This is a genomic window from Streptomyces sp. PsTaAH-137 (assembly GCF_003259365.1).
Classification (GTDB): domain Bacteria; phylum Actinomycetota; class Actinomycetes; order Streptomycetales; family Streptomycetaceae; genus Streptomyces.
In genome coordinates, this window is the sequence record NZ_QLLY01000010.1 from 1 (window position 1) to 21,433 (window position 21,433).

Annotated in this window: 22 protein-coding genes; 12 read left to right on the forward strand and 10 right to left on the reverse strand. The window is 71.4% G+C overall.

Annotation, left to right across the window (positions count from 1 at the left end; genetic code table 11):
* Positions 1 to 322, forward strand: a 322-nt coding sequence (locus K377_RS22230) for a hypothetical protein (protein WP_111665233.1), incomplete at its 5' end; no start/stop codon positions are given.
* Between the two features lie 8 nt (positions 323 to 330).
* On the opposite strand, the gene K377_RS22235 is transcribed toward K377_RS22230, so the two are convergent.
* Positions 331 to 1,653 carry an acetyl-CoA C-acetyltransferase gene (locus tag K377_RS22235; protein ID WP_111665234.1) on the reverse strand — a complete coding sequence of 441 codons (1,323 nt, stop codon included), beginning with the start codon at positions 1,651 to 1,653 and terminating at the stop codon, positions 331 to 333.
* 69 nt (positions 1,654 to 1,722) lie between these two features.
* Between K377_RS22235 and K377_RS22240 the strand changes: the two genes are divergently transcribed.
* Both K377_RS22240 and K377_RS22245 read left to right on the forward strand, forming a co-directional pair.
* Entirely contained in the window at positions 1,723 to 3,039 is a 1,317-nt protein-coding gene (locus K377_RS22240; protein WP_111665235.1) for a 3-oxoacyl-ACP reductase, read from the forward strand.
* 343 nt (positions 3,040 to 3,382) lie between these two features.
* Positions 3,383 to 4,231, forward strand: a complete 849-nt coding sequence (locus tag K377_RS22245) for a MaoC family dehydratase (RefSeq protein ID WP_111665236.1) — start codon at positions 3,383 to 3,385, stop codon at positions 4,229 to 4,231.
* Here K377_RS22245 and K377_RS22250 read toward each other — a convergent pair.
* From K377_RS22250 to K377_RS22260, 3 genes are all read right to left on the reverse strand, one after another.
* On the reverse strand, positions 4,220 to 4,807 hold the full coding sequence (locus K377_RS22250; protein WP_237551654.1) for a TetR/AcrR family transcriptional regulator: 588 nt from the start codon (positions 4,805 to 4,807) through the stop codon (positions 4,220 to 4,222). The genes K377_RS22245 and K377_RS22250 overlap by 12 nt on opposite strands.
* Positions 4,808 to 5,020: 213 nt before the next feature.
* Positions 5,021 to 6,349: a dicarboxylate/amino acid:cation symporter gene (locus tag K377_RS22255; RefSeq protein ID WP_161195082.1), complete on the reverse strand. Its 1,329-nt coding sequence runs from the start codon at positions 6,347 to 6,349 to the stop codon at positions 5,021 to 5,023.
* Positions 6,350 to 6,731: 382 nt separating this feature from the next.
* A complete protein-coding gene (locus K377_RS22260; protein WP_111665237.1) occupies positions 6,732 to 7,025 on the reverse strand; it encodes a DUF4229 domain-containing protein in 294 nt (97 codons plus the stop codon).
* A 136-nt stretch (positions 7,026 to 7,161) separates the two neighbouring features.
* On the opposite strand from K377_RS22260, the gene K377_RS22265 reads away from it, so the two are divergent.
* Positions 7,162 to 7,683, forward strand: a complete 522-nt coding sequence (locus tag K377_RS22265) for a GNAT family N-acetyltransferase (protein ID WP_111665238.1) — start codon at positions 7,162 to 7,164, stop codon at positions 7,681 to 7,683.
* A 209-nt stretch (positions 7,684 to 7,892) separates the two neighbouring features.
* Here K377_RS22265 and mqnE read toward each other — a convergent pair whose 3' ends face one another.
* The 3 genes from mqnE to K377_RS22280 all read right to left on the reverse strand — a co-directional run bounded on the left by mqnE (position 7,893) and on the right by K377_RS22280 (position 10,376).
* A complete protein-coding gene (gene mqnE, locus K377_RS22270) occupies positions 7,893 to 9,056 on the reverse strand; it encodes an aminofutalosine synthase MqnE (protein ID WP_111665239.1) in 1,164 nt (387 codons plus the stop codon).
* Positions 9,057 to 9,118: 62 nt separating this feature from the next.
* Entirely contained in the window at positions 9,119 to 9,574 is a 456-nt protein-coding gene (locus tag K377_RS22275; RefSeq protein ID WP_111665240.1) for an Lrp/AsnC family transcriptional regulator, read from the reverse strand.
* Positions 9,575 to 9,686: 112 nt separating this feature from the next.
* Positions 9,687 to 10,376, reverse strand: coding sequence for a UbiX family flavin prenyltransferase (locus K377_RS22280; protein WP_258395100.1), 690 nt, complete (start codon positions 10,374 to 10,376; stop codon positions 9,687 to 9,689).
* A gap of 97 nt (positions 10,377 to 10,473) precedes the next feature.
* On the opposite strand from K377_RS22280, the gene K377_RS22285 reads away from it, so the two are divergent.
* Together K377_RS22285 and K377_RS22290 are read left to right on the forward strand one after the other, a co-directional pair.
* Positions 10,474 to 11,094 carry a rhomboid family intramembrane serine protease gene (locus K377_RS22285; protein ID WP_111665241.1) on the forward strand — a complete coding sequence of 207 codons (621 nt, stop codon included), beginning with the start codon at positions 10,474 to 10,476 and terminating at the stop codon, positions 11,092 to 11,094.
* A gap of 60 nt (positions 11,095 to 11,154) precedes the next feature.
* Complete coding sequence (locus K377_RS22290) at positions 11,155 to 11,910, forward strand: hypothetical protein (RefSeq protein ID WP_111665513.1); 756 nt, start codon at positions 11,155 to 11,157, stop codon at positions 11,908 to 11,910.
* A 119-nt stretch (positions 11,911 to 12,029) separates the two neighbouring features.
* On the opposite strand, the gene mqnP is transcribed toward K377_RS22290, so the two are convergent.
* Positions 12,030 to 12,935 (reverse strand): menaquinone biosynthesis prenyltransferase MqnP, encoded by a 906-nt coding sequence (gene mqnP, locus K377_RS22295; RefSeq protein WP_111665242.1) that lies wholly within the window; start codon positions 12,933 to 12,935, stop codon positions 12,030 to 12,032.
* Positions 12,932 to 14,392, reverse strand: coding sequence for a menaquinone biosynthesis decarboxylase (locus K377_RS22300; protein WP_111665243.1), 1,461 nt, complete (start codon positions 14,390 to 14,392; stop codon positions 12,932 to 12,934). The genes mqnP and K377_RS22300 overlap by 4 nt, the downstream gene beginning before the upstream one ends.
* 102 nt (positions 14,393 to 14,494) lie before the next feature.
* Between K377_RS22300 and K377_RS22305 the strand changes: the two genes are divergently transcribed.
* From K377_RS22305 to K377_RS22330, 6 genes are all read left to right on the forward strand, one after another.
* Positions 14,495 to 14,881, forward strand: coding sequence for a PLD nuclease N-terminal domain-containing protein (locus tag K377_RS22305; protein WP_111665244.1), 387 nt, complete (start codon positions 14,495 to 14,497; stop codon positions 14,879 to 14,881).
* A gap of 87 nt (positions 14,882 to 14,968) precedes the next feature.
* A complete protein-coding gene (locus K377_RS22310; protein ID WP_111665245.1) occupies positions 14,969 to 16,360 on the forward strand; it encodes a cytosine permease in 1,392 nt (463 codons plus the stop codon).
* Between the two features lie 15 nt (positions 16,361 to 16,375).
* On the forward strand, positions 16,376 to 16,834 hold the full coding sequence (locus tag K377_RS22315) for a nucleoside deaminase (RefSeq protein ID WP_111665246.1): 459 nt from the start codon (positions 16,376 to 16,378) through the stop codon (positions 16,832 to 16,834).
* Between the two features lie 105 nt (positions 16,835 to 16,939).
* Positions 16,940 to 18,523 (forward strand): cytosine permease, encoded by a 1,584-nt coding sequence (locus tag K377_RS22320; protein ID WP_146614753.1) that lies wholly within the window; start codon positions 16,940 to 16,942, stop codon positions 18,521 to 18,523.
* Positions 18,406 to 19,374: a zinc-binding dehydrogenase gene (locus tag K377_RS22325; protein ID WP_111665514.1), complete on the forward strand. Its 969-nt coding sequence runs from the start codon at positions 18,406 to 18,408 to the stop codon at positions 19,372 to 19,374. The genes K377_RS22320 and K377_RS22325 overlap by 118 nt, the downstream gene beginning before the upstream one ends.
* 194 nt (positions 19,375 to 19,568) lie before the next feature.
* Entirely contained in the window at positions 19,569 to 20,159 is a 591-nt protein-coding gene (locus tag K377_RS22330) for a TetR/AcrR family transcriptional regulator (RefSeq protein ID WP_111665247.1), read from the forward strand.
* On the opposite strand, the gene K377_RS22335 is transcribed toward K377_RS22330, so the two are convergent.
* On the reverse strand, positions 20,108 to 21,373 hold the full coding sequence (locus tag K377_RS22335; protein ID WP_111665248.1) for a PucR family transcriptional regulator: 1,266 nt from the start codon (positions 21,371 to 21,373) through the stop codon (positions 20,108 to 20,110). The genes K377_RS22330 and K377_RS22335 overlap by 52 nt on opposite strands.
* Positions 21,374 to 21,433: the final 60 nt, after the last annotated feature.

Consider the following 21,433-nt stretch of genomic DNA (forward strand, 5'->3'; position numbering starts at 1 on the left):
TGCGTACTACCGGGCCGAGAGTGAGAGCGGCGACCACATCGAGGACCCGTCCGAGGACGCGCTGTTCATGCTGATCGGCGACCTCAACGGCTCGGACAACACCTTTGTCGTCATCCAGCCCGACGAGGAAGACCCGGTCTGGTTCACCTCGGTCGCGGTCCTGGACGAAGGTGGCTACGAGGTCGTCCGCCGCGACACTACCCGCCGCGAACACGACGTCGCTACAGAGGCCAGCATCGATCGGATCGCCCGCGATCTCACGATCTGGATGGCCGCCCGCGACTTTCCCGGACAGCCCACCCAGCACACCAGCACCTTCTAAAACACGGCCTAGGCGCGTTCGAGGATCGCGGTCACTCCCTGGCCGCCCGCGGCGCAGACAGAGATGAGGCCGCGGCCCGAACCCTCGCGCTCCGAGAGGAGTTTGGCGAGGGTGGCGACGATGCGGGCGCCGGTCGCGGCGAACGGGTGGCCGGTGGCGAGGGAGGACCCCGCGACGTTGAGCCGGTCCCGGTCGACCGGGGCGAGACCGCGCTTCTCCCAGGCGGCCAGGGTGGCGAGCACCTGCGAGGCGAACGCCTCGTGCACCTCGACCAGGTCGAAGTCCTCGATGCCGAGTCCGGCCCGCTCCAGCATCCGGGGCACGGCGTACGCGGGCGCCATGAGGAGCCCGTCGCCGCCCTCGCGCGTGACGTCCCCGCCCGGACCGGCGAAGTCCACGGCGGCCGTCTCGTACGCGGTCAGGTAGGCGAGGGGTTCGAGGCCGCGCGCCTCGGCCCACTCCTCGCTGGCGAGCAGCACGACGGCCGCGCCGTCGGTGAGCGGTGTCGAGTTGCCCGCCGTCATCGTCGCGCCGGGCTCCTTGGTCCCGAACACCGGCTTGAGCGTGGCGAGTTTCTCGACGGTCGAGCCGGGGCGGAGGTTCTGGTCGCGCTCAAGTCCCCTGAACGGCACGACGAGTTCGTCGAGGAACCCGCGGTCGTACGCGGCGGCGAGGCGCTGGTGGCTGGTGGCGGCCAGTTCGTCCTGGGCCTCCCGGGCGACGCCCCACGCGCGGGCGGTGACGGCGGCGTGCTCGCCCATCGACAGGCCGGTGCGCGGCTCGGCGTTGCGCGGGATGTCGGGGACGAGGTGGCCGGGCCTGATCCGGGCGAGCGCCTTGAGCCGGGCGCCCGCGGACTTCGCCCGGCGCGCCTCCAGCAGGATCTTGCGCAGGTCGTCGTTGACGCCGAGCGGGGCGTCGCTCGCGGTGTCCGAGCCGCCCGCGACCGCGCTCTCGGTCTGACCCAGGGCGATCTTGTTGGCGGCGGCGATCACGGCCTGCAGACCGGTGCCGCACGCCTGCTGGATGTCGTACGCGGGGGTGCGCGGGTCGAGCTTCGAGCCGATCACGGTCTCGCGTGCCAGGTTGAAGTCCCGGCTGTGCTTGAGGACCGCTCCGGCCACGAACTCGCCGACGGCGCCCGGCTCTTGCAGTGCGCAGCGCTCCACGAGGCCGTCGAGTGCGGCCGTCAGCATCTCCTGGTTGGATGCGGTCGCGTACGGACCGTCGGAGCGGGCGAAGGGGATCCGGCTGCCCGCGACGACGGCGACGCGACGCGGCACCCCCGCCGCCGGGCTCGCCGGGGTTTTCGCGGTTTTCGCTGGGGCCATCTCGACAACTCCTGACTACTGAGTAACCTTACTCCGAAGTAAATTTACGACCGAGCAGGGAGTTGGACAATGGCCGACCGCTATCTGAACTTCACCGGCACGGCCCCGGGCCGCTTCCTGACCAAACGCCTCGGGCTGCCGCAACCCGCGCCGCTGCACCGCTTCTCCGCCGGACACCCCACCCTCGAAGGGCCGTTGCTCCACGTCACGGCGGGCTCGTCCGCGTACGAGGAGGAGCTGGCGGCGCTGCTGGACGGGACCGGGCTCACGGTCGTCGCCGCCGCGGAGCGGCCCGCCGCCGTCGTCGTGGACGCCACCGCCGTGGCCGATGTCGACGCGCTCGCCCAGGTGCACGCCGTGCTGCACCCCGTCGTACGGTCCGTCGCGACCGGCGGCCGGATCGTCGTGCTCGGCGCCCGGCCGTCGGCCGACGACCACCACCAGGCCGCGGTGCAGCAGGGTCTGGAGGGTTTCGTCCGCTCGCTCGGCAAGGAGATCGGGCGCGGGCGGACCGTGAACCTGGTGCGGGTCGCCGGTCCGGTGGCGGGCGCCGAGTCGACGCTGCGCTTCCTGCTCTCCCCCAAGTCGGCCTACGTCAGCGGCCAGGTCGTCGAAGTCGACGGTTCCGGCGCCGAGTCGACGACTCCCGAGGACTGGACTCGCCCGCTCGCCGGGCGCACCGCGCTGATCACCGGCGCCGCGCGCGGGATCGGCGAGGCCGTCGCCGAGACGCTGGTCCGCGACGGTGCGCAGGTCGTGCTGCTCGACGTGCCGTCCGCCGAGGCCGACCTGGCCAAGGTCGCGGAGCGGCTGGGCGGGCGGGCGCTGCCTCTCGACATCACGGCCGGGGACGCGGGTGAGCGCATCGCCGAGTTCGTTCCCGACGGGCTCGACGTCCTGGTCCACAACGCGGGCATCACCCGGGACCGGCGGCTCGTCAACATGCCTGCCGAGCGGTGGAGTTCGGTGCTCGACGTCAACCTCGCCAGTGTGCTCCGCACGACCGACTCGCTGCTCAAGGCCGGGGCCGTGCGGCGCGGCGGGGCCATCGTGGCCACCGCCTCCATCGCCGGGATCGCGGGCAACTCCGGGCAGACCAATTACGCCGCCAGCAAGGCCGGCATCGTCGGTCTGGTCCGTTCTCTGGCGCCGCGTGCGCTGGCCGAGCACGGGGTCACCGTGAACGCCGTCGCGCCCGGGTTCATCGAGACCAAGATGACGGCGGCCGTTCCGCTGTTCATCCGGGAGGCCGGTCGCCGTATGAACTCCCTCGGCCAGGGCGGGCTTCCGGTGGACGTCGCCGAGACGACGTCATGGTTCGCGGCGTCCCCCGCCGTCAACGCCCAGATCCTCCGAGTCTGCGGCCAGAGCCTCCTGGGAGCCTGACGCTCCACCGAGCCACGGTTTCCGTCGTGGCCGACCGCGCAGTTCCCCGCGCCCCTGAGATGCGCACTTCGTGCGGCATCTCATAGGGGAGGCTGCGCGGAGCGCATGCCTCAGGGGCGCGGGGAACTGCGCGACCAGCCACGACGAGACCGGCACCCGACCGAGCACCCCAGAAGGAGCAGCGCGAAGCGCACGCTCCAGGGGCGCGGGGAACTGCGCGAGAAGCGGCCACCGGCCCGCACACGAAAGACGACCGACAAAGGGGCGCGGGGAACTGCGCGACCAGCCCCCACCGGCCCCGCACGGAATCGAACCGCCCCCACCACCCCAAGGACCCGCCACCATGACCGCACCCCCGCCCCTGCTCCCCCTGATGCTGCGCGGCGCGCTCCAGTCGCCGTTCAAGCGGCCCCGGGGCACCGACAACACCCCACCCCCGCACGGGACGTCCCGGATCACGCAGCTACAGGTCCGCGCGGAGCACCTCACGGCGTACGAGCGCGTCTGCGCCTACCCCACCACCCGCGACGACCTCCCGGTCACCTACCCGCACATCCTGGGCTTCCCCCTCGCCATGCGCCTGATGTCGGCCCGCAGCTTCCCGCTCCCGCTCCTCGGCCTGGTGCACACCTCGATCGGGATCACCCAGCAACGGGACCTGTCCCCCGCCGGCACCTACGAACTGACCGTCACCATCCCCGAGCTGCGCCCCCACCACCGCGGCACCGAGGCCGTCGTCGTCACCGGCCTGCGCCCCACGGGCGACACCGGCGAGACGCCCGTATGGGAATCGACCAGTACCTATCTGGCCCGGCACAGGACGGACACCCCGGCACCGGAGGAACAGCCGAAGGCGGAACCGCTCCCGGGCGGCACCGAGTGGCGCCTCGCCGGGGATCTCGGGCGGCGCTACGGCGCGGCCTCCGGCGACCGGAACCCCATCCACCTGCACCCGCTCACGGCCCGCGCCTTCGGCTTCCCGCGCGCCATCGCGCACGGCATGTGGACGGTGGCCCGGTGCCTGGCGGAGTTCGGGGCGCACGGGCCCGTCCACGTACAGGCACGGTTCAAGGCGCCGGTGCTGCTGCCGGGCACGGTGACGTACGCGGCGCGGGGCCCGGCGTTCGAGCTGCGGTCGGGCGGGGGCGACCGCCTGCACCTCACCGGCGAGGTCACCGCGCTAACGGGCTGACCAGCGCCGCCCGTCCATGAGATTGCCGAGCCCGGACCAGGCGAAGTTCATCATGGTGGTCGCGGCCTCCCCGGCGGAGACGGACCGGTCGGTGTTGGCCCAGCCGGCCAGCGCCTCGGCCGCGCCGACCAGCGCCTGGGCGAGCCCGGTGACCTCGCGCTCGGCGAGTTCGGGATCGCCGTGCGCCTCCCGGGCCGCGGCGGCGATCAGCGCCGTCACGAAGGCGACGATCTCGTCCCGCATGGCGCCGACCTCGGCCACGAACGGGTCCCCGCCCGACCGCGCCTGGCTGTGCAGCACCGCCCACCCGTCGGGGTGCTCGGCGGTGTGCGTGAAGAACGCGGTGAGCCCCTCCCAGAGCTGCCGGTCGGCGGCCGCGTCGGCGCGCACCCCGGCCCGCACGGCGGCGATCAGCGCGGCCGCCTCCCGCCGGATGCAGGCGGTGAACAGCTCTTCCTTCGAGTTCAGGTACAGGTACACCAACGGCTTGGAGACCCCGGCCAGTTCGGCGATCTCGTCCATCGAGGCCGCCCGGTAACCCCGCTCGCCGAACACCCGCACCGCGGCGTCCAGCATCTGCCGCTCGCGCTCGGCCCGCGGCAGCCGTTTCTGCCGCGCCACCGCCTCAGCCCTGCTGTCGTCCCCGCCCACCCCGGCCGCCTTTCCTCCACACGTCGTGCACCCCTCACCCTACGGACCCCGGCGGACCGCCCCCGCACACGACCGTGCCCCGCCCCGGAGGTCCGGGGCGGGGCACGGTGCGGCGGGTGGTGCGAGCCGGGGGACGCGTCAGGCGGCGACGGCCACCGTCTGCGGCTCGTCCACCGGGGACGAGGTCGCCCGGTCGTAGGCCTCGCGGTCCAGGATGTTCTCGCGGGCGGAGACGATCACCGGGACCAGCGCCTGGCCCGCGACGTTCGTGGCCGTGCGCATCATGTCGAGGATCGGGTCGATCGCGAGGAGCAGACCGACGCCCTCCATCGGCAGGCCCAGCGTCGACAGGGTCAGGGTCAGCATGACCGTGGCGCCCGTCAGACCGGCCGTCGCGGCGGAACCGACCACCGAGACGAAGGCGATGAGCAGGTAGTCACCGACACCGAGGTTGATGTCGAAGATCTGCGCGACGAAGATCGCGGCGATCGCCGGGTAGATCGCGGCGCAGCCGTCCATCTTGGTGGTGGCGCCGAACGGCACGGAGAAGGACGCGTACTCCTTCGGGACGCCGAGGCGCTCGGTGACCTTCTGGGTGAGCGGCATGGTGCCGACCGAGGAGCGGGAGACGAAGGCCAGCTGGATGGCGGGCCAGGCGCCCTTGAAGAACTGCACCGGGTTCAGCTTGGCGACGGTCGCGAGCAGCAGCGGGTAGACGCCGAAGAGGACCAGGGCGCAGCCGACGTAGATGTCCGCGGTGAAGGTCGCGTACTTGCTGATGAGGTCCCAGCCGTAGGTGGCGATCGCGTAGCCGATGAGGCCGACGGTGCCGAGCGGGGCCAGCTTGATGACCCACCACAGGGCCTTCTGGAGGAGTTCGAGGACGGACTCCGACAGGGTCAGGATCGGCTTGGCCTTCTCGCCGATCTGGAGGATCGCGATACCGGCGACGGCGGCCATGAAGACGATCTGCAGGACGTTCAGCTCGGTGAACGGGGTGATGACGTCGGTCGGGACGATGCCCGTCAGGAAGTCGATCCAGGAACCCGCGTGCTCCGGCTTGCCGCCGTCCTTCGGCGTCAGTCCGGTGCCCGAGCCGGGGTTGGTGACCAGGCCGATGACGAGGCCGATGGCGACCGCGATCAGCGACGTGATCATGAACCAGAGCAGGGTGCGGGACGCGAGGCGCGCGGCGTTGTTGACCTTGCGCAGGTTGGTGATCGACACCAGGATCGCGAAGAAGACGAGCGGGGCGACGGCCAGCTTCAGGAGCTGGATGAAGATGCCGCCGATCTTGTCGAGCGTGGTGACGAGCCAGGAGATGTCCTGGCTGCGGGCCAGCCAGCCGAGCAGCACGCCGAGGACGAGACCGCCCACGATCTGCGCCCAGAACGGGACCTTCGGTATACGGAAGCCGGACTTCGGGGAAGCCGGCTTCGCGTCGGCGGGGGTGGTGTTCGCGGACACGGAAGCACTCCAGTGATGACGCGCGGGGACAAGGCGGGAACGTACGGGAAGCAGCGAGTCTTCGCTTCGTACGGGAGCGGCGACCGTGTTACGAGGTCAACGGCGTCGCTGCATCGGGATGTGCGCTCAGGCGCGACAGGCCGCGGACATGCAGCGGCAGAGATCGACATGCAGGCGCTCCACGAGCGGGACGCTCGTGGTGATGCGGGGCGCGGCTGTCGTCTTCATGTCGGGAACGTTAACACCGGCGCTTTGGGAACATCAAAGGGCTTCTTTGGGTCCGGCGCGCAGCACGTATGCCCCTTAAGCCGTATTTACCTTGAAAACACAGGCGCCCCGGCACCGTTACGGTGCCGGGGCGGGGGTCTGCGTGTGACGTAAGTTACGCGCGTCGTGCGCGGGCGGCGTCGTCCGCCTCGTCCTCCATGGTGCGGCTGGCCTCCATGTTCGCCTTCGCGCGGTCCACGCGGGCGACGATCTTCTGGGAGGCGCGGTCGCGCTCCTTGCGGAGCAGGACGAAGCTGAGCGGCGCCGAGATCACCAGGCTGAGCAGGATGATCCAGAGGTAGTTCGAGCCACCCAGGCCGCGCGGGACGATGCCGGTGGCGACGAGACCCCAGACGACGAGGAAGCAGCCCACGAAGATCCCGAGGCGCATCAGCGTGTAGCGGAGCATGTCAATCCACTCTTCCGTTCCGAAAAGGTCCTCTTACAGGACGAGCGCCCCTCCAGTGAAGCACGCGGAGAAGCGCCCGAAGTCGCCGGGGGCCGCGACGGCCGTGCGGGGAAAGTCACCCTTTACGCTCGCTGACATGTCCCTGCGCTTCGAACTCGACCCGTCCGTCACCCCTGACCTGCGCGACGGTGTGCTCGCGCTGTGGGCGGACGTGTCGAACGCCGGCGGGGCCGTCGGCTTCGTCCCTCCGGTGACCGCCGCCGACATCCGGCCCGAGCTGGTACGGCATCTGGCCGGGATGGCGGAGGGGCGGGTGCGGTTGCTGGTCGGGCGCGACGCCGGGGGGCGGGTGGCTGCCACGGTGTTCCTGGCGTTCAACACGCACCGTCTGATGCGGCATCACTTGTGGCTGTACACCGTGATGGTCCATCCCTCCCACCAGGGCAAGGGGTACGGGCGGGCACTGATGGCCGCGGCCCAGGAGGCGGCGCTCGGCTTCGAGGGCATCGAGGCGCTGCGCCTCACGTGCCGGGGCGGTACGGGGGCCGACGCCTTCTACACGGCGTGCGGCTACAAAGAGGTCGGCCGCATCCCCGGCGCGATCCGGGTGGCCCCGGGCGACGACCGCGACGACATCCACATGCTGCTGCCGCTGTAGCCCCGGCTTGTCGCCCGGCTGACGCCCGGTGACCGCTTCTCGCGCAGTTCCCCGCGCCCCTGAGATGCGCACTTCGTGCGGCATCTCATAGGGGAGGCTGCGCGGAGCGCATGCCTCAGGGGCGCGGGGAACTGCGCGACCAGCCACGACGAGAGCGGCACCCGGCCGACGACCCCGAAAGCGCGGCCCGCCGACGAACCCCGAAGAACTCAGACCCGCATCGGCTGCGGCTCATCGCGGCGAGCGGGATCGGCGCCTTCGTACTCGCGGATGATCTCGTACCGCGTATTGCGCTCGACGGGCCGGAAGCCGGCGTCCCGGATGAGGTCCAGCAGGTCCTCGCGGGTCAGCTTGTTCGGCGTCCCGTAATTGTCGGCGTCGTGCGTGATCTTGTACTCGACGACCGACCCGTCCATGTCGTCGGCCCCGTGCTGGAGCGCGAGCTGCGTGGTGTGCAGCCCGTGCATGACCCAGAAGCACTTCACGTGCGGGACGTTGTCGAAGAGGAGACGCGAGACGGCGAAGGTCTTCAGCGCCTCGGCGCCGGTCGCCATCGTCGTGCGCTCCTGAAGGCGGTTGCGGACCTTGCCGTCCTTCATGTCGACGAAGTCATGCTGGTAGCGCAGCGGGATGAAGACCTGGAAGCCGCCGGTCTCGTCCTGGAGCTCGCGCAGGCGAAGGACGTGGTCGACGCGGTGCCGGGGCTCCTCGATGTGCCCGTAGAGCATCGTCGAGGGGGTCTTCAGGCCCTTCTCGTGCGCGAGCCGGTGGATACGCGACCAGTCTTCCCAGTGGGTGTCGTGGTCGACGATGTGCTGCCGGATCTCCCAGTCGAAGATCTCGGCGCCGCCGCCGGTCAGCGACTCCAGACCGGCCTCGATCAGCTCGTCGAGGATGTCGGAGGCGGAGAGCCCGGAGATCTTCTCGAAGTGGTGGATCTCGGTGGCCGTGAACGCCTTGAGGCCGACGTCCGGCAGGGCCTCCTTGAGGGCCTTGAGCGAGCGCGGGTAGTAGCGCCACGGCAGGTTCGGGTGCAGGCCGTTGACGATGTGCAGCTCGGTGAGGTTCTCCGACTCCATCGCCTTGGCGAGCTTGACGGCCTCCTCGATGCGCATCGTGTACGCGTCCTTCTCGCCCGGCTTGCGCTGGAACGAGCAGTAGGCGCAGGAGGCGGTGCACACGTTCGTCATGTTGAGGTGACGGTTGACGTTGAAGTGCACGACGTCGCCGTTCTTGCGCGTGCGCACCTCATGGGCGAGGCCGCCGAGCCAGGCCAGGTCGTCCGAGTCGTAGAGCGCGATGCCGTCCTCGCGGGACAGCCGCTCCCCGTCGGCGACCTTCTGCTCCAGCTCGCGCTTGAGCCCTGCGTCCATGCCCGTACCTCTCCTCGATCAAAGCCTCCGCCCACCGTACGCCGTCGCGCCGACAGGCCCGCTCACACCTCTTCGGGAAGCTCCCCGACCCGGTTCTCCCACTTGGTGGACAGCACGATCGTCGTGCGCGTACGGGAGACACCCTTGGTGCCGCTGAGCCGGCGGATGGTCCGCTCCAGGCCGTCGACGTCGCTGGCCCGCACCTTGAGCATGTACGAGTCGTCGCCCGCGATGAACCAGCAGTCCTCGATCTCGTGCAGGTCCTTCAGGCGGTGCGCGACGTCCTCGTGGTCGGCCGCGTCGGAGAGCGAGATGCCGATGAGGGCGATCACGCCGAGGCCGAGCGAGGCCGAGTCGACGGTGGCGCGGTAGCCGGTGATGACGCCGGCCGCCTCCAGGCGGTTGATGCGGTCCGTGACGCTCGGCCCGGACAGGCCGACGAGACGGCCCAACTCCGCATACGAGGCGCGGCCGTTCTCGCGCAGGGCCTGGATGAGCTGCCTGTCCACGGCGTCCATAGGTCCAAAGCCTTTCATTATTCAGCGTTAACGCGAGTCTATGTGTGGAATCCAAGGCTGGCGGGGAAAACGCCCAGCAAGTTCTAAAGTCGGGCCGAGAAAAACCCTCGCGCTACTCGCCGCGAGCCTCGCGAGAGCCTCCCCCCAGCTCTCCCTCCCAGCGGCGGAACAGCGTGTGTGCCACTCCCGCCGCGTCCAGCGTCCGCCCCGCGACGAAGTCCACCAGATCCTGGATGTGCGTCGCCCCCGCGTAGAACGCCGGTGCGGCCGGGAGCACGACCGCGCCCGCCTCGTCCAGCGTCACGAGGTGCCGGAGGGTCTGCCCGTTCAGCGGTGTCTCCCGCACGGTGAGGACCAGCGGCCGCCGCTCCTTGAGCGTCACACTGGCGACGCGCTGGAGCAGGTCCTTCGACAGGCCGAGCGCGACACCGGCCACGCACGCCGTCGAGGCGGGCACGACGATCATGCCCTTGACCGGGTACGACCCGGAGGACGGACCGGCCGCGAGATCGCCCGCGGCCCAGTACCGCACGTCGCTCAGGTCGATGCCGGTGAACGTCCCCGGCTTGCCGTCCGCGCCCCGCGCCAGCCACTCCCCCAGGTCCTCGCGCCAGTGCGCGTCCCGGAACGAGATGCCGGTCTCGTCGAGCAGGGTGAGCCGCGACGCCCGCGAGACGACCAGGTCGACGGCCTCGCCGGCCCGCAGCAGGGCGCGCAGCACCGAGGCGGCGTACGGGGTACCGGACGCGCCGGACACTCCGACGACCCACGGCGTGCGGCTGGTTGCGTTGACGTGCTCCACACACCCGAGCCTATCCGGCATGCTCATGGGGGAACTTGAGCAGGGGCCGCGGGCGTTGTGACTCATGACGGGCGGGGTCCGGGGGGACGGGGCTGGAATGGCGTACGAGGCGCGGCAGGAGAAGAAGTGGAGCGCGGGCGACCGCGCGCTGGCGGCGGGCAAGGTGATGGTCGCCTGGGTGGCCCTGCTGTGGCTGCTCGAGGTGATCGACGTCGCGACCGGGCACGCGCTCGACAGCTTCGGCATCGTGCCGCGCGAGCCCTCCGAGCTGGTCGATGTGATCCCGGCGGCCTTCGTCCACTTCGGCTTCGCCCACGTCGCGGCGAACTCGGTGCCGCTGCTGGTCCTCGGCTTCGTCGCCGCGCTGAGCGGCCTGCGCCGCTTCTTCCTGGCCTGCGCGCTGATCATCGTGGCGGACGGTGTCGGGGTGTGGCTGGTGGCACCCGCCCACACGAACACGGCGGGCGCGTCGGGACTGATATTCGGCCTGTTCGGCTTCGTGGTGCTGAGCGGGTTCGTGGAGCGCAGACCCCTCGGCATCGTGATCGGCCTGCTGATAGCGGCGTACTGGGGTACGACGTTCCTGGCGGGCCTCTCCCCGGCGAACGAGGGGGTCAGCTGGCAGGGCCATCTGATCGGCCTGATCGCGGGCGTCGGCGCGGCGTTCGCCCTGCGCAGACCGCCGGGACAGCCCAGGCAGCTCCGGCCCGCCGGCTGAGTACACGGCTGAGTACCCGTACGCATGCGCCGCTTCCCCACCGCGGCGCACCGTGAGGGGATGAAGCTCCGTTACCTGGTGGTGTGCGGCGCGGCGTCGGTCGTCGCCCTCGTCCTGGTCCACGTACTCGGCGTCCCTGCCGAGACGCTGCTGCTCGCCGTCGGTGGCGCGCTGTGTCTGTTGTGGCTGGTGCTGCTGCTGACCGTTCCGTGGAATCTCTACTTCCGGGCCCGTTCCGTGGTGCACGAGGCGGGTGTCAGCCGGGAGAAGGGGATCTCCGTACCGGCCGACCGGGACGCGGAGGCGGCCCGGATCGCCAAGGTCATGCTGCGGACGGCGATCGGCGCGCACCTGTTCACGGCGGTGGCCGCGGTGGCCGTCGCGGTGGCCACCGGCCGCACGGCGGGCTACTGGCTCGCGGGCGCCTATCTGCTCAGCACGTTCTTCCGGCCCGCGGGCTCCTACTTCTCCGCCCTGCGCCGGCGGCTCACCACCCTCGACCGCGAGGTGCGCCACCCGCGCGACGACATCGCCGCCGTGCGCAAGGAGGTCGCGGACCTCAAGAGGGGCAACAAGGTCCTGGAGCACATGGCGGAGGAGGCGTACGGCTCGCTCGCCCGGCTGCACGAGGCGCTCGACGTGGTCGGCATCTCGGCGAACCAGCGCGCGGACCGCACCGACCAGCGCCTGGACGCCATGAGCCGCGAGTTCGAATCGGTGGTGAACCGGCTGACGGACAACCAGGAGATCATCACCGGCCTCAAGGCGTTCCTGCGGCTGCTACGGGCGGACGGGGGCGCCCAGCAGCTGGTCTGACCGGGGCGGAGCCCCACCGAAGGATCGCCATGGCCCGGGACGCGTGAGGGCGGCGGCGCCGCACCGGGCGCCGCCGCCCTCCTCCACGTACCTTCGCGGACCGTCAGACGGTCAGGCCGTCAGACCGTCAGACCTCGGACCAGCAGGTCGAGCAGCGCGCACACGAACAGGGCGATTCCGATGAAGCCGTTGACCTGGAAGAACGCCCGGTTCAGGCGGGACAGGTCGTGGGGCTTGACGATCGTGTGCTCGTACAGGAACGCGGCGGCGACGATCACCAGGCCGAGCCAGAAGAAGGCTCCGGCGCCCGTCGCGAGGGCGTACCAGACGAAGAGGGCCGTCACCACGGTGTGGCAGGCGCGGGCGCCCCAGATCGCGCCCGGGATGCCGAAGCGGGCTGGGACGGACTTCACGCCGACCTCGCGGTCGGTCTCCACGTCCTGGCAGGCGTAGATCAGGTCGAAGCCGCCGATCCAGATGCCGACGGCGAGGCCGAGGATGACCGCGTCCCAGGACCAGGAGCCGGTGATCGCGATCCAGGCGCCGACCGGGCCCATCGCCTGGGCGAGGCCCAGGATGGCCTGCGGGAAGTTCGTGAACCGCTTGCCGTACGGGTAGACGACCATCGGGATGACCGCGATGGGGGCCAGGGCCAGGCACAGCGGGTTCAGCAGGGCCGCCGCGCCCAGGAAGACGACGAGCGCGATCAGCGCGCCGGTCCACGCCGACTTCACCGAGACCGCGCCGGTGACCAGCTCGCGGTGGGCGGTGCGCGGGTTCCGGGCGTCGATCTCGCGGTCGATGATCCGGTTGGCGGCCATCGCGAACGTGCGCAGGCCGACCATGCAGATGGTCACCAGGAGCAGCCGCCCCCAGTGGATGTTCTTGTCCAGCTCGAACATCGCGGTCAGCGACGCGATGTAGGCGAAGGGCAGCGCGAACACCGAGTGCTCGATCATCACCAGGCGCAGGAACGCCCTGGTCCGGCCCGGCTGCTGCGGGATCGCTGCTGAGGCGCTGCTCACTTGAGTCCGTACTCCTTCCAGCGGCGGTCGACGAGCGCCGCCGTCCGGGGGTCGGAGACGACCATCTCGGGCCAGCCCCCGTCCCGCGTGTAGCCCTCCTCGGGCCACTTCCTCGTTGCGTCGATCCCGGCCTTGCCGCCCCAGAACTGCTGGTAGGAGGCGTGGTCGAGGTGGTCGACAGGTCCTTCGGTGATCATCAGGTCGCGGGCGTAGTCCGTGTTGCCCAGCGCCCGCCACGAGACTTCATGAAGATCGTGGACGTCGCAATCGGAGTCGACGACGACGATCAGCTTGGTCAGCGACATCATGTGCGCGCCCCAGACGGCGCTCATGACCTTCTGGGCGTGCTTGGGGTACTTCTTGTCGATCGAGACGATCGCGCAGTTGTGGAAGCCGCCGGACTCGGGCAGGTGGTAGTCCACGATGTCGGGGACGATCACCTTGAGCAGCGGCAGGAAGAAGCGCTCGGTGGCGCGGCCGAGGGGGCCGTCCTCGGTCGGCGGGCGGCCGACGACGATCGACTGGAGCAGCGGCCGCTTGCGCATGGTCACGCAGTCGATGGTCAGCGCGGGGAACGGCTCCTGCGGGGTGTAGAACCCGGTGTGGTCGCCGAAGGGCCCCTCGGGCAGCATCTCGCCCGGCTCCAGCCAGCCCTCGATGACGACCTCGGCGTTGGCCGGGACCTGGAGCGGGACGGTCTTGCAGTCGACCATCTCGACGCGCTTGCCCTGGATGAACCCGGCGAGCAGGTACTCGTCGATGTCGCCGGGCAGCGGCGCCGTGGAGGCGTAGGTCACGGCGGGCGGGCAGCCGAAGGCGATGGCGACCGGCAGCTTCTCGCCGCGCTTGGCGGCCACCTGGTAGTGGTTCCGGCTGTCCTTGTGGATCTGCCAGTGCATGCCGATGGTGCGCTTGTCGTGGCGCTGGAGGCGGTACAGGCCGAGGTTGCGCACGCCCGTGTCCGGGTCCTTGGTGTGCGTCAGCCCCAGGTTGAAGAAGGAGCCGCCGTCCTCGGGCCAGGTGAACTGCGCGGGCAGCTTGTCGAGGTCGACGTCGTCGCCGGTGAGGACGACCTCCTGCACCGGGGCGTCAGCGGACTTCACCTTCTTCGGCGGTACGTGCGTCATCGCGCCGAGCTTGCCGAACGCCTCCCGCATCCCGACGAAGCCCTGCGGCAGCTCGGGCTTGAGCAGGCCGCCGATCTTGTCGCTGATCGCGTCGTACGACTTCAGGCCGAGCGCCTTCAGCAGCCTGCGGTCGGTGCCGTAGACATTCATCGCGAGGGGCATCGCGGAGCCCTTCACGTTCTCGAAGAGCAGGGCCGGGCCGCCGGCCTTGTTCACCCGGTCGACGATCTCACCGACCTCCAGGTACGGGTCGACCTCGGCCTTGATGCGCTGCAGGTCGCCCTCGCGCTCCAGCGCCCGGAGCAGGGAGCGAAGATCGTCGTAAGCCATGCGTTCCAGTATCCGGCAACCGCTACCCTGGCCCCGTCACCGGGGGGCCGCATGGGTTCCCCGCCGCATCTTGCTCGCCGCATCTTGGGGGAAGCGCACACCATGCTCCGGGTCCTGATGTTCCTGATCCCACTGGCCCTGACGATCTACGCGTTCATCGACTGCCTGAACACACCCGAGGACGAGGCCAAGCACCTCCCGAAGATCGCCTGGGTCTTCATCATCCTGCTGTTCTGGATCGTCGGACCGATCGCCTGGCTGGCCGCGGGCAAGCAGCGCACGCCCCCGCAGGGCGGCCGCACCCCGTCGGAATGGCACAGGAACCACCGCACCCAGTACGTCGCCCCGGACGACAACCCCGAGTTCCTCGCCTCCCTGCGGGAGGACCACAAGAAGGACGAGGCGCTGCTCAAGGACTGGGAGGCCGACCTGCGCCGCCGCGAGGAGGAGCTGCGGCGCCGCGAGGGCGAGCAGGGCACCAAGGACTGACGCGGGCACCGGGGCCCGGTGCGGGACCGGCATCCCGCACACTGGAAGCGGAACCACCTCCTCCGCACCTCGCCCCCGTAAAGGCCCATGTCCAGATCCCCGCATGTCACCGACCAGAGCGCGCCGCCCGAGAAGCTGATAGCCGTGGAGGAGCACGGGGCCGACCCCGTGCCGCCCGAGCGCCGGCACGGCTCGCCCCGCCAGCTGCTGTGGACCTGGGCCTCGCCCCAGGTCGGCTTCGCCACCGTGTTCATCGGGGTGCTCTCCGTCTCCGCGTTCGGCCTGAGCTTCTGGTCGGCCGTCGCCGCGCTGGTGCTCGGCGCCGGGCTCGGCTCGCTGGCGCACGGGGTGCTCTCGACGGACGGGCCGCGGTTCGGCGTCCCGCAGATGGTGATCGGCCGGCTGTCCTTCGGGTTCCGGGGCAACGCGCTGCCGTCCGCGGTGAACGCGTTCGTCGCCGGGGTCGGCTGGTTCGCCGTGAACACCGTCGGCGGCGCCTTCGCCCTGAACTCGCTGACCGGGCTCGCCCCGCTGCCGAGCCTGCTGATCCTCGTCGTCCTGGAAGTCGTCATCGGCTATGTCGGGCACGACCTGGTGCACCGGTTCGAGAAGTACGCCTTCCCCGTGCTCTGCGCGATCTTCCTGCTCGCCGGGGTGTGGATCTTCCTGGACGCCGACCTCGGCGCCTCGTCCGGCTCGGGCGGCGGCTTCGGCGGGTTCCTGCTGACCTTCTCCGCCTGCTTCGGCTTCACCGCGGGCTGGAACCCGTGCGCCTCGGACTACGCCCGCTACCTCCCCGAGTCCACCTCGCGCCGGGCCACCGCCTGGTACGCGGGGCTCGGCCTGTTCGTCTCGGTCTCCGTCGTCTCCGTGATCGGCGCGGCCTCCGCCACGCTCGCCGCGCCCGCCGGCGCCTCCCCCACCGACGCGTTCACCGGGCAGCTCCCGGACTGGCTCGGCAGGCTCACCCTCGTCGCGATCATCCTGGGCGCGATGGCGGCGGCCACCCTCAACGTCTACTCGGCCGCCGTCTCCCTGTCCTCCCTGGACCTCAAGCTCCCGCGCTGGCTCAACCGGGCCGCCCTGGTCGCCGTCGTCGGCGCGATCGGCACCGCGGCGGGCTGGGCCTCGCTCGCCGACGCCGGGCACGCCTTCGAGAACTTCCTGCTCGTCATCGCCTACTGGATCGCGCCCTGGCTCGGCGTCGTCCTGATGGAGCACGCGCTGCGCGCCCTGCCCGACACGGCGCTCGCCGACCGCCTCCAGGACCGTACGTTCACTCAGTCCGCCGGACTGATCGCGCTGCTCGCCGGTGTCGCCGTGTCCGTCCCGCTGTTCTCCAACCAGACCCTGTTCGTCGGCTGGGTGCCGGACCGGTGGCCCGGCGTCGGCGACCTGACCTGCCCGGTCGGGTTCGTGCTCGGCGCGGGTCTGTACGCGCTGCTCGGGCGGCGCGACCGTAGCAACTCCCCCGTATAGAAAGGCTCGTACGTCATGGATCTCGATCTCGCCCGCACCTGGCTCGCCACCGCCGTCGAGGAGGCGAAGGCCGGTCTCGCCGAGGGCGGCATCCCGATCGGCGCCGCGCTCTACTCCGCCGACGGCACCGTCCTCGGGCGCGGCCACAACCGCCGGGTGCAGGACGCCGACCCGTCCGTGCACGGGGAGACCGACGCGTTCCGCAACGCCGGCCGGCAGCGCTCTTACCAGGGCACGACCATGGTCACCACGCTCTCGCCGTGCTGGTACTGCTCGGGCCTGGTGCGGCAGTTCGGGATCTCGCGGGTGATCGTCGGCGAGGCCCGTACCTTCCACGGCGGGCACGACTGGCTGGCCGAGCACGGCGTCGAGATCGTGCTGCTGGACGACCCCGAGTGCGTGGGCATGATGGAGGAGTTCATCGCCGCGAAGCCCGAGCTGTGGCACGAAGACATCGGTGACATCGGCGAGTAGCCCGCCGTGCCGCGTGGCGGCGTACATCCTGTACGCCGCCACGCCTGCGGAAGCGGACAGTGCGCCCCTGTGCGGGGCGCGTCCGCCACCGGACACTCAGGGGGCATGACGACCGCCTCCACCAGCACCGACGCCGCTCCGGCGGCCCCGCCCGCGTACGGCGACAAGGTCATCGCCGTCGAGACGGCCGGGTCCGAGCCGATCCCCGCGGCCGAACGGCACGGCAGCCCCCGCCAGTTGATCTGGACGTGGGCCTCGCCCAACATCGAGTTCGCGACCGTCTACATCGGCGTGATCTCCGTCCTGTTCTTCGGCCTGAGCTTCTGGCAGGCCGCCGCGGCCCTGCTGCTCGGCACCGCCGTCGGCGCCCTCACGCACGGGGTGCTGAGCCTGGACGGGCCCCGGTTCGGGGTGCCGCAGATGGCGATCGGGCGGTTCGCGTTCGGGCGGCGCGGCAATCTGCTGCCGAGCACGGTCAACGCGATCGTGGCGGGGGTCGGCTGGTTCGCGGTGAACAGCGTCAGCGCCGCCTTCGCGCTGAACTCCCTGACCGGGCTGCGCCCGCTGCCCTCGCTCCTGCTCGTGGTCGCGGCGGAGATCGCCATCGGCTTCATCGGCCACAACTTCGTGCACGCCTTCGAGCGGTACGCGCTGCCCGTGCTCGCCGTGGTCTTCCTGCTCGCGGGCGTCTGGACGTTCGGCAAGGCCGACTTCTCGGGCGGCGGTTCCGGCGGCGGCCTCGGCGGGTTCCTGCTCGCGTTCAGTTCGGCGTGGGGGTACGCGGCCGGGTGGAACCCGAACGCGGCCGACTACTCGCGCTATCTGCCCGCCACCGCCGCCCGCTGGAAGACGGCCCTCTACCCGGCGCTCGGCCTCTTCGTCTCCGTCTACGCGGTCGGCATGATCGGGGTCGCGTCGGCGACGATCGCGGCGCCCGAGGGGGCCACGCCGACCGGCGCCTTCACCGGTCATCTGCCGGGCTGGCTGGGGAACTTGACGCTGCTCGCCATCATCCTGGGCGCGGTCTCCGCCAACGCCCTCAACGTCTACTCCTCCGCCATGTCCGTCACCTCGCTCGGGCTGCGGCTGCCCTCCTGGCTCGGCCGCTCGACGCTCGTGGTGATCTCGGGCCTGGCCGGCACGGCGGCGGCCTGGGCGTCCCTCTCCGACGCGGGCGCCGCGTACGAGGCGTTCCTGCTGGTGATCGCGTACTGGATCGCGCCCTGGCTGGGTGTCGTGATGGTGGAGCGGTGGCGGATGCGCAAGGTCGCCCACGCGGAGCTCGCCGGGCGGCTCACCGATCCGTCCTTCACCAACTGGCTTGGTTTCGCTGCCCTGTTGACGGGCGCGGCCGTCTCCGTACCGCTCTTCTCGCACCAGGAGAAGTTCGTGGGCTGGGCCGCGGAGAAATGGCCGGAGCTCGGGGACGTGACGTGCGTCGCCGGGTTCGCGGTCAGCGCGGCGGTGTACGCGATCGCTTGCCGAGTGTTCGCTCCGCGTCGTACAGTCCGAGCCGTCCGAGTGTTCGTCACCCGACGAACACCGGTGGCTGCGGAAACGGGGTGCGCGCCATGCGTGCGGTGCGGTTCGGGGAGTACGGCGGGCCCGAGGTCCTTCGGACGGCGGAGATCGAGGCCCCGGAGCCGGGGCCCGGTCAGGTGTCCGTCGACGTGGCGTACGCGGGCGTGAACTTCGCCGACCACAAGGCCCGCCTGGAGGGATACCGGGTACCGCAGCTGCCGTTCGTGCCCGGCCTGGAGGTGTCGGGCCGGGTTCGCGCCCTGGGCCCGGGAGTCGAAGGGCTCACCGTCGGCCAGGAGGTCGCCGCGCTCACCGAGGGCGGCGCCTACGCCGAGGTCGCCGTGGCGAACGCCGCCGTCGTCTTCCCCCTCGCCGCCGGCACGGATCTGCGGACGGCCGCGAGCCTGCCGACCGTGCTGCCGACCGCGTACGCGCTGCTGCACTCCGTGGGCCGCCTGCGCGAGGGCGAGACGGTGCTCGTGCAGGGCGCGGCGGGCGGGGTCGGCACGGTCACCGGGCAGCTCGCGCGGGCGGCGGGCGCGGGCCGGGTCATCGGTGTCGTGTCCGGCGGGGCGAAGGCCGAGTACGCCCGCAAGTACGGCTACGACGACGTGGTGCTCGCCGACGGATTCGGCGCGTCCGTACGGGAGTTGACCGGAGGACGCGGGGTCGATCTGGCCCTCGATCCGATCGGGGGTGACGTGCTGCGCGAGACGCTGGACACGCTCGCCGTCTTCGGCCGGCTGGTCTCCTTCGGCAACGCCTCGTCGGCGCCCGCCTGGCAGGTGGGCCAGCCCGAGCTGTACCCGGGCGGCCGGTCCGTGGCCGGCTTCTCGATCCTGACCCTCGCGCAGACCGCGCCCGAGGAGCTGCGCACCCTGGCCGAACGGGCCTTCGCCGTACCCGGCGTCGAGCTGCCGGTCACCGGCGAATTCGCCCTGAGCGACGCGGCCGAGGCGCACCGGACGCTGGCCTCACGCACCAGCACGGGAAAGCTGCTGCTGCGCGTCGCACCCTGAGCCCATGACGGGACGGGCCGCCGAACGGTCCCCCGCGCCGCTCGACGGCCCCCGCCGGAGCGGCCCCCGGCCCGTCCCCGGCACGATCAGTGTGACGCAGTACGCCCGGAAACTGGAGTGAATTTCTAGATATTCACTTTAGAAACACATCCGGAGACCTCTCGTTGACATGGTGCTTTACGCTGACTGTCACGATGAGTTCCAAGCAACGACGTGGCGTGGAGACGGTCGAGCGCCTGCTCGACACGGCCCTCGCCGTGTATGCCGAGGCGGGCGAGGCCGGTGTGACCGTCCAGGCCCTCACGACGTCCAGCGGGGTGAGCCAGGGCAGCCTGTACCACCACTTCGGCAGCGTCGACGGGCTGATGAACGCGCTGCTGCTGCGCTGGATCGGCCGGCTGCTCGACGACGTGGGCACGGCCCTGACCCGGTCCCGCACGGCGCGCACCGGCATCTCCGCGGCCGTCCGGGCCTATCTCGCCTTCGTCGGCGAACACCCGGACGCGGCACGGCTGTTGCACTCCTCCTACGCGGACCGGCTGACCATGGCGCAGGCCCGGCAGTTGCGCGACACCCAGGAGGCGCGCCTGTCACCGCTGGCGGCCTGGCTGGAGCGGTACGTCGCGTCGGGTGAACTCGCCTGCCTGCCCACGCCGTTGATCGAGAGCATGGTGCTCGGCCCGGTCGTCGGCGTCGCCCGGCGCTGGCTGTCGGTCGGCGACGTCGACCTCGGTCAGGCGGCCCGGGTCCTGCCGGACAGGATCTGGCGCTCGCTGGAGCCCTGAGCGGCGCGGGCACCGACGACCCGGACCGCGCACGCGGCGGCGAGCAGTTCGCCGAGCAGCTCCGGGTCGCCCACCTCGATGCCGAGCAGCGACTCGATCCGCTCCAGGCGCTGGTAGAGGGACTGCCGCCCGATGTGCAGCAGCGCGGCCGTCCGCGTCGGGCTGCACCCGTGCCGCAGATGCACCTCCAGGGTGCGCACGAGGTCGCTGCCGTGCAGGGCCTCCCAGGCGAGGAGCGGGCCGAGGACATGGTCGACGAGCCGTGCGAGACGTTCCCGGTTCGCCTCGACGCCACCGCGGGTCAGCTCCCGCTCCAGGACGAGGGCCCGCGCCGAGGTCACCAACGGGCCGTCCCCGTACGCCGGTTCGGCCGCGGGCACGGTCAGGGCCAGCTCCAGCGTCGTACGGGCCGCGCGGAGGGTGTCGGTCCAGCGCAGCCAGCCGTCGTCGGCGCCCACGGCGTGCCCGACGGCGATGGTGAGCCCGGGTCCGGCCGCCGTACGGAACGCGTCCCGTACGGCCCGCACCGCGTCCCGCCCCGGCGGCGGCACGAGCAGCGCGAGCACGTCGCCGGGGAACGCGGCGCGCAGTCCGCGGCGGCCCGCGACCCGCTCGACGGCGGCGAGGGCGGCGGCCCGCGGGCCGTGCGCGCAGACGCCGACGAGCCGGGCGCCGGGGCCGGGCCGGAACCCGGCGAGCGCCGAACGGGCCGCCACCTCGGGCTGGTTGAGGGCCTGCCCCTCGGCGAGGTCGGCGAGCAGCGCGGCCGCGTGGTCGGCGGACCGTCCCACCGGCACGGCGCGGGCGGTGAGGCCGTGGGTGACGATGGCCCGGTTGGCGGCCTCCGCGATCCGCACGAACGGTACGACGCGGCGCAACGCGATCAGCGGGAACCCCAGTTCACGGGCGGCGGCCACCACGTCGGCGGGCATCCGCTCCAGGGACCGCCCCACCTCCACGGCGAGCCCGGCGACCCCGCGGGCGGCCAGCTCACGCACGTACCGGCGCAGCGCTCCCGAATCGGCACCGAGGAAGGCGAAGCCGTTGGTGAGCAGCAGTTCCCCGCCGTCCAGGAAGCCGGCGCCCTCGTACACCTCGCTGGAGTGCACCCAGCGCACGGGCCGGTCCAACGCACCCTGCCCGGCGAGGAGTTCGGGGGAGGCGTCGGCGACTCCGTCGAGGGCCAGGATCTCGCGGAGCGTGAGAGCGGGCACGCGGGCCTCCCGGGGGCAGACAATCCGTCGGGGTGGGGACTGCCCGGAGAGTACGGGGCG

What these genes read in the sequence shown, in the direction of transcription:
- K377_RS22235 (WP_111665234.1), bottom strand. Translation starts at nt 1,653, where the DNA reads ATGGCCCCAGCGAAAACCGCGAAAACCCCGGCGAGCCCGGCGGCGGGG.
- K377_RS22240 (WP_111665235.1), top strand. Translation starts at nt 1,723, where the DNA reads ATGGCCGACCGCTATCTGAACTTCACCGGCACGGCCCCGGGCCGCTTC.
- K377_RS22245 (WP_111665236.1), top strand. Translation starts at nt 3,383, where the DNA reads ATGACCGCACCCCCGCCCCTGCTCCCCCTGATGCTGCGCGGCGCGCTC.
- K377_RS22250 (WP_237551654.1), bottom strand. Translation starts at nt 4,807, where the DNA reads ATGCTGGACGCCGCGGTGCGGGTGTTCGGCGAGCGGGGTTACCGGGCG.
- K377_RS22260 (WP_111665237.1), bottom strand. Translation starts at nt 7,025, where the DNA reads ATGCTCCGCTACACGCTGATGCGCCTCGGGATCTTCGTGGGCTGCTTC.
- K377_RS22265 (WP_111665238.1), top strand. Translation starts at nt 7,162, where the DNA reads ATGTCCCTGCGCTTCGAACTCGACCCGTCCGTCACCCCTGACCTGCGC.
- mqnE (WP_111665239.1), bottom strand. Translation starts at nt 9,056, where the DNA reads ATGGACGCAGGGCTCAAGCGCGAGCTGGAGCAGAAGGTCGCCGACGGG.
- K377_RS22275 (WP_111665240.1), bottom strand. Translation starts at nt 9,574, where the DNA reads ATGGACGCCGTGGACAGGCAGCTCATCCAGGCCCTGCGCGAGAACGGC.
- K377_RS22285 (WP_111665241.1), top strand. Translation starts at nt 10,474, where the DNA reads ATGGCGTACGAGGCGCGGCAGGAGAAGAAGTGGAGCGCGGGCGACCGC.
- K377_RS22290 (WP_111665513.1), top strand. Translation starts at nt 11,155, where the DNA reads ATGAAGCTCCGTTACCTGGTGGTGTGCGGCGCGGCGTCGGTCGTCGCC.
- K377_RS22300 (WP_111665243.1), bottom strand. Translation starts at nt 14,392, where the DNA reads ATGGCTTACGACGATCTTCGCTCCCTGCTCCGGGCGCTGGAGCGCGAG.
- K377_RS22305 (WP_111665244.1), top strand. Translation starts at nt 14,495, where the DNA reads ATGCTCCGGGTCCTGATGTTCCTGATCCCACTGGCCCTGACGATCTAC.
- K377_RS22310 (WP_111665245.1), top strand. Translation starts at nt 14,969, where the DNA reads ATGTCCAGATCCCCGCATGTCACCGACCAGAGCGCGCCGCCCGAGAAG.
- K377_RS22315 (WP_111665246.1), top strand. Translation starts at nt 16,376, where the DNA reads ATGGATCTCGATCTCGCCCGCACCTGGCTCGCCACCGCCGTCGAGGAG.
- K377_RS22320 (WP_146614753.1), top strand. Translation starts at nt 16,940, where the DNA reads ATGACGACCGCCTCCACCAGCACCGACGCCGCTCCGGCGGCCCCGCCC.
- K377_RS22325 (WP_111665514.1), top strand. Translation starts at nt 18,406, where the DNA reads ATGCGTGCGGTGCGGTTCGGGGAGTACGGCGGGCCCGAGGTCCTTCGG.
- K377_RS22330 (WP_111665247.1), top strand. Translation starts at nt 19,569, where the DNA reads ATGAGTTCCAAGCAACGACGTGGCGTGGAGACGGTCGAGCGCCTGCTC.